This window comes from Frankia sp. BMG5.23 (assembly GCF_000685765.2).
GTDB classification, from domain to species: Bacteria; Actinomycetota; Actinomycetes; order Frankiales; family Frankiaceae; genus Frankia; species Frankia casuarinae.
On the sequence record NZ_JDWE01000110.1, the window covers coordinates 1 to 5510 of the forward strand.

The window sequence follows — 5510 nt, forward strand, 5'->3', positions numbered from 1 at the left end:
GGCCCGCAGCGGGAACCGCCGCCGAACGAACGCGGCCACCACCTGGAACGCCGAGCCGCCCGCGGCGAACGCGGCGAAGACGTCCCGGATGGCCCCCTGCACCTCCTGATCCGGGTCGATCACGCAGACACCCTCGTCGTCGTAGACGTAGCCGACCGGCAGCGGGAAACGCAGCTCGCCGCGTTCGGCCGCGGCCCGTTTCGCGCCCTGCAGCCGGCCCGTCAGCAGGTGCAGCTCACACTCGGACATACTGCCCTTCAGCCCGAGCAGGAGGCGGTCGTTGATGTCCGCGAGATCGTAGACACCGTCGGCGTCCACCAGCAGCGCATCCGTCAGACGGGCCAACTCCAGCAGGCGGGCGAAGTCCGCCGACGAGCGGGCCAGCCGGGACACCTCCAACCCGAAGATCGCCCCGACCTCGCCCAGACACACCTGGGCCACCAGGTCGCGGAAGCCCTCGCGGTCGGCACCGAACGTCCCCGACACCCCCAGGTCCGCGTCGATCACCCGCACGTTCTCGCGGTCCCAGCCCAGCTCCACGGCCGTGTCCACCAGGCCGTACTGCCGCACCGTGGAGGCGGTGTTGTCCCGCACCTGCACCAGCGTCGACTGCCGCAGGTAGACCACCGCCACCCGGGACCGATGCGACGCGGTGATCTTCGACAGCCCGTTCACAGCGACCCTCCAGCACCGCCTCGACCATGTTCGCCAGCACCATCACCTGCTCGCGCCACACCCCCAGCCCCGCCATGGCCCCTCGATCCCGGCCCCGCCGGGGCCTCGCACGCCACCTCCCCGCTGTCCTCCCCCTGCCCCGCCCCGACGCGCTCACCCCGGCGCAGCAGGGCATCGGCCAGCGCCCGTGCAGCACCCAGCTGCTCCACCGACAGCCGTAGGGTCATCGGGGCCTCCCCACGATCCGTCCACGCCTGCGGCAACGTCACCGTCCGGCTCACATCACGCACGCAGACAAACACCAGCCCACCACCCCGGCGCTTGACATACAAAATCTCCAGACGCCGGCCAGCAAACGCGTGAAACGGATGGGTCACCGTTAGAAAACCCAAAGACGGCCTGGGCAATTCAGCACTATGCCCTGACCGTCGGAACTCCCAGCATCCGCTGACCGCCCCCAGGCTTCGGGATCATCACCTGGCGGACCGGCGCAGGTCGGTAACTCCCCGCGTCCAACGCCTCCCGCACCACCGGCCAGTGAACAACCAGCCACGGCCGCAACTCGGCCGTGGTCATCCCGTCCACCCCCGGCGCGCCACGATTGGCCTCGACACGCCGCAACGCCACCGACAGGTTCTCCCGTGACCACAGGCCACCTGCCGGCCCGGAAACGGACTCGCCAATGCGCGCCGACCCGTAGCTACGCCCACCGTGGTCTCCGACGGATGCACCGTCTCCTCCCACAACGGCCCCTGGATCGGGGGGCGGCGATCCCCGCGACTGGCGCGAGCAACACTCCCTCGTCCGCTCATCCCAACGTTCGGCCCTTCCCAGCCACCCACAAGATCCCGGCTGGTACTACGGCCACTGCTGACTTCTGCCACAGTCCACGCAGGCCCCATGTGTGCTACGCGCGGACGCACGGATCACGGTGCGGGCAGACCTCCCCGGATAAGAACAGCCGCTGTCCCCCTACGCCCGCGTTTACGCCCCGGCCTTCTTGGCGGTGACGGGCTTCACCATCGCGTGCTGGCTCACCCGACCGAAACGCCTCCTACGCGGTTCGTGTCCCTCGGTGCAGGGGTCTCGCCTCGGGCTTCCTCCCGCCCCCACCTCACGATGACGCCGTTGCCTCCAGCTCAGGGTTGGCACCGCCGCATCCCCCAGAGGACTTCCACCTCCAAACGACTGCCCATGCCGGGCGCACCACGACGACAGCCCTGGGCGGACGAGAGATCGTCCACCCGGGGCTGGTCGCTGCCGAGGAAGAGCACCGGGTCAGTGGCGCGCATCCTCCCCCCGCGGCTGTTTCGGGACGGCCGGCGCGAGCTGATGCCCGCGCCCAGGGAGGAACGCCGCGGGGATCAGCGCTATCAGGGCGAACCCGGCCGCCCACCAGAACGTGTGACTGAACGCGGTGATCAGGCCGGTCTGGCCTCCCCCGCCGTGCGTGGCGATCTGTCGGGCGAGGATGAGCGAGACGATCGACGCGCCGAACGAGCCGCCGACCTGGAGCACGATTCGGGTGGCCCCGCTCGCGTGCGGGACCTGCGCGCGGTCCAGCCCCTGGAAGGCCGAGGTCATCACCGCGATGCTCACCGTGCTGATACCGCAGCCGAAGACCAGCAGGAAGGCGGCCATGAACAGCACCTGGGTGTGGCTGCCGACCTGAGTGAAGCCGATGATCGGCAGCGCGATCAGGACGATGCCGACCAGCACAAGAGGTCTCGAGCCCGTGCGGTCGGCCAGTTTGCCCACCGTGCTCCGGGCGAGCATCGCCCCCACCCCCTGAGCCACTAGGAGCAGGCCCGCCGACAGCGCGGAGTAGCCGCGGGCCTGCTGGAGGAAGAGGGGAACCAGCAGCGTTCCACCGAACAGCGACAGGCCCGACAGGAACAGCAGGGCGCAGGCGGCGCTGAAGGCACGCACCTGGAAGAGCCGGACGTCGATGATCGGGTTGGCGACGCGCCCGCGCAGCACGTGCACGACGAACGCGACGAGCAACGCCAGCCCGAGAACGAGCGGGATGATCACCGGAAGGCCGAACTCGCGGCGGCTGCTGAACTGGGACAGGGCCAGCAGGATGCCCGCGATGCCGGGCGAGAGCAGGGCCAGGCCCACCGCGTCCAGAGGGTCACCGGGCCGCGCGCTGGTGGGTTCGAGACCCCGCCAGGCGAGCAACATACCGACCAGGCAGACGGGAATGTTGATCAGGAAGATCCACCGCCAGGTGGTGTTGCCGACGATCAGACCGCCGAGCACCGGCCCAAGTATGGGCGCGATCACGGCGGGCATGCTCACCGCGGACATCAGCCGCCCGGTGCGGCGCCCGCCAGCCGCCTGCAGAAGCAGCGTCTGCAGCACCGGCAGCACCATGCCGCTCGCGGTGCCCTGGACCACCCGGAAGGCGATCAGGCTGCCGATGTTCCACGCCACCCCGGCCAGCGCCGAGCCGACCAGGAACAGGACGAGCGACATCATCCAGGTCTGCCTGCCGCCGAAGCGGGCGACGGCCCATCCCGCCAGCGGGATCGACATCCCCATGGCGAGCAGGTAGCTCGTGCTGACCCACTGGACGGCGGAGACCGTGGTGTGCAGGTCGTGCACGATGGTGTTCAGCGCGACGTTGACGATCGTGGTGTCCAGCAGCGGCGCCATCGCACCGATGATCAGCACGGCGATCAGCCTGCGCAGCGCCGGATCCAGCCGGTCGGATTCGTCCGCTACCGCTGCGGGCGTACTCACGGTACTCACGGCGACGTCACTCCTCGGTCTGCTCGAGCCCGGTCGGTCGCCGGCGCGGCCCGGCGGGGCTGGCCCCGCCGGGCCGCGCCGTCCTGCTGCTCCCGCGCGCAGCGGCTAGCCGAGCGCCTCGAGCGAGGCGCCGAACTGCTTGAGCACACCCGCGACCTGGGCGCCACGCAGCACGTTCGTGTAATCCGTGTAGTGGACGATCTTGCCGTGACGAACGCGGATGATGCCGATGGACGACGGCAGGTGGAACGACTCGTTGGTCGCGAGCACCCGGCCGTCGACGAGAAACTGCGCGGTCGCCTCCTCACCGTCGGCGCCCAGGTGGATGACCACGGAGACCTTGTCGAACGCGAGCAGGCTGCGCGTCGGGTTGTCCGCGTTCAGGTGCTCGCTGACCGCGGCGAAGCCCTCCCACCGCGACTGCTGCCCGGCGAGCACGAACGGCGTCTCGTAGACCGCGTCCTCGGCGAACTGGGCAATGAAGATGTCCTTGCGGCCGGTCTCCATCGCGTTCGCGAGCCGCTCGATCACCTCATGAGTGGTGGCAGCCGCGTACTCCGTCGTCTCGGGCACGAAACTCCTCCTTGGGAAGAAAATCAGCAGGTAGGCTGTAGGAAGAACCGGAGAGATCTATCCGTTTTGGGGAACATACAGCGAGGTTTCTCCGGATGTCAAGGCGACCGACGAGGTGGTGGACGAGCATGCGAACGACACCGTCAGCGGCCGCCCGCGCGGCCGGTGGAGGAGCTCCGCCGGCCCGTCGGGCCGACGCGCTACGCAACCGGACGCTGCTGCTGCGGGTCGCGGACGAGCTGCTGGCCAGCGCGGGGACGTCGGTGTCGTTCGACCAGATCGCGAAGCGGGCCGGTGTCGGCGTCGGAACCGTCTACCGGCATTTCCCCACCCGCGAGGACCTGTTCGGCACCGTCATCGTCGCCGGGATGCGCCGCCTGACCCTGCAGGCCAGAGCACTCGCCACGGCGGAGGACCCACGGGCCGCCTTCTTCCGCTTCTTCTACCAAATGGTGGAACAGACGGTGATCAACAAGGCGCTCTGCGAGGCGTTCGACTCCACCTCCGACCCACGCTTCGCGCCCGATCAGCGGTCCGCCGCGGCGTTCGACGCCGCGTTGGATGTCCTGAGCAGCCGGGCCAAGGCCGTCGGCGCCCTGCGCACCGACATGACCGTCGCCGAGATCCGGCTCCTGGCGGTGGGGGCCGCCGTCACCGCGCGGGAACGCCAGACGACGGACTTCTCCTGGCGCATCGTGACGCTCATCGCCGGTGCGCTGCGGCCGGACGAGACCCTGGAGCCGCTGCCGCCCCCCGCCGTAACGAAACAGCCAGACCCTCCGGCCGACCGTAACGAAACGGAGAGCCGGGACTCCGCGCGTTGCGCGCTGTGCGGTCGGCCGATCTCCGCCCGGGCCACCGGCCGTCCCGCGCGCTACTGCGGGGCCGCCTGCCGACAGCAGGCCCACCGGCACCGAGCCAGTGCCCGGCGCGCCATCGCCACGGCACCCGTCAGCGTCGCGGCCGCCGCCGACGCCCCGGTCCGAAGCCGTCACGCCACCGGCCCGCAGGAAAAGACTTCCTGACGGGGGCGGCTGGCTGCGCGTTCCGAGCCCGGTGACTTTGGCGCTGCTTTGCGTCGCCGCCGAAGAATGAGGCGGCATCGCACGACATCAGCGGGTCCTGCCGGTTCGTCGTCCACGCCGCCGTGCCATGGGCCCGACCAGCCCCAGCCACGGGCGGACGCGCCGCCCCACTGGGCCGCCCGCGCTCCCGGTGATGTCGGCTGACCGAGTCTGCGAGGTCCCATGACACACACCGAAACACCGACATCCTCTGCCGAGGCGCCGCCCTTCCCACAGGCGCGGACCTGCCCATACGCGCCTCCGGAAGGCGTGCTACGCCTCGCCGAGCAGGGCCCGCTCAACCGGGTCCGCCTCTACGACGGTCGAGAGGTCTGGCTGGTCTCGGGTTACTCCCAGGCCCGCACGCTGCTCTCAGTGGGCGTTCTGCACGCTTTCGTCGGGCCTCAGCTTGAGTTGATCTCTGGGGTGGCCGGTGGGTCGGGC

Annotated in this window: 5 protein-coding genes and 2 pseudogenes; 2 read left to right on the forward strand and 5 right to left on the reverse strand. The window is 70.2% G+C overall.

The genetic code is table 11. From position 1 onward, the window contains the following. The 5 genes and pseudogenes from BMG523DRAFT_RS21640 to BMG523DRAFT_RS21650 form a co-directional block, all read right to left on the reverse strand. On the reverse strand, positions 1-675 hold a 675-nt coding region (locus tag BMG523DRAFT_RS21640; RefSeq protein WP_160323743.1), incomplete at its 3' end, for a recombinase family protein. Continuing rightward, on the reverse strand, positions 672-1052 hold the full coding sequence (locus BMG523DRAFT_RS27585; protein ID WP_160323744.1) for a DUF5372 family protein: 381 nt from the start codon (positions 1050-1052) through the stop codon (positions 672-674). The genes BMG523DRAFT_RS27585 and BMG523DRAFT_RS21640, both read right to left, overlap by 4 nt. Before the next feature lie 46 nt (positions 1053-1098). Continuing rightward, positions 1099-1359: pseudogene (locus BMG523DRAFT_RS26055) on the reverse strand (hypothetical protein); the annotation flags it as partial. Between the two features lie 594 nt (positions 1360-1953). Then, entirely contained in the window at positions 1954-3429 is a 1476-nt protein-coding gene (locus BMG523DRAFT_RS21645) for an MDR family MFS transporter (RefSeq protein ID WP_011436506.1), read from the reverse strand. A 105-nt stretch (positions 3430-3534) separates the two neighbouring features. Then, entirely contained in the window at positions 3535-4002 is a 468-nt protein-coding gene (locus tag BMG523DRAFT_RS21650; RefSeq protein WP_011436505.1) for a nuclear transport factor 2 family protein, read from the reverse strand. 128 nt (positions 4003-4130) lie between these two features. On the opposite strand from BMG523DRAFT_RS21650, the gene BMG523DRAFT_RS21655 reads away from it, so the two are divergent. Both BMG523DRAFT_RS21655 and BMG523DRAFT_RS26875 read left to right on the forward strand, forming a co-directional pair. Then, a complete protein-coding gene (locus BMG523DRAFT_RS21655; protein ID WP_023841846.1) occupies positions 4131-5027 on the forward strand; it encodes a TetR/AcrR family transcriptional regulator in 897 nt (298 codons plus the stop codon). A gap of 222 nt (positions 5028-5249) precedes the next feature. Then, a pseudogene (locus BMG523DRAFT_RS26875) lies at positions 5250-5510 on the forward strand (hypothetical protein); the annotation flags it as partial.

Bases quoted from the DNA above. Each gene is read 5' to 3' on its own strand.
- BMG523DRAFT_RS21655 (WP_023841846.1), top strand. From the start codon at position 4,131: ATGCGAACGACACCGTCAGCGGCCGCCCGCGCGGCCGGTGGAGGAGCT.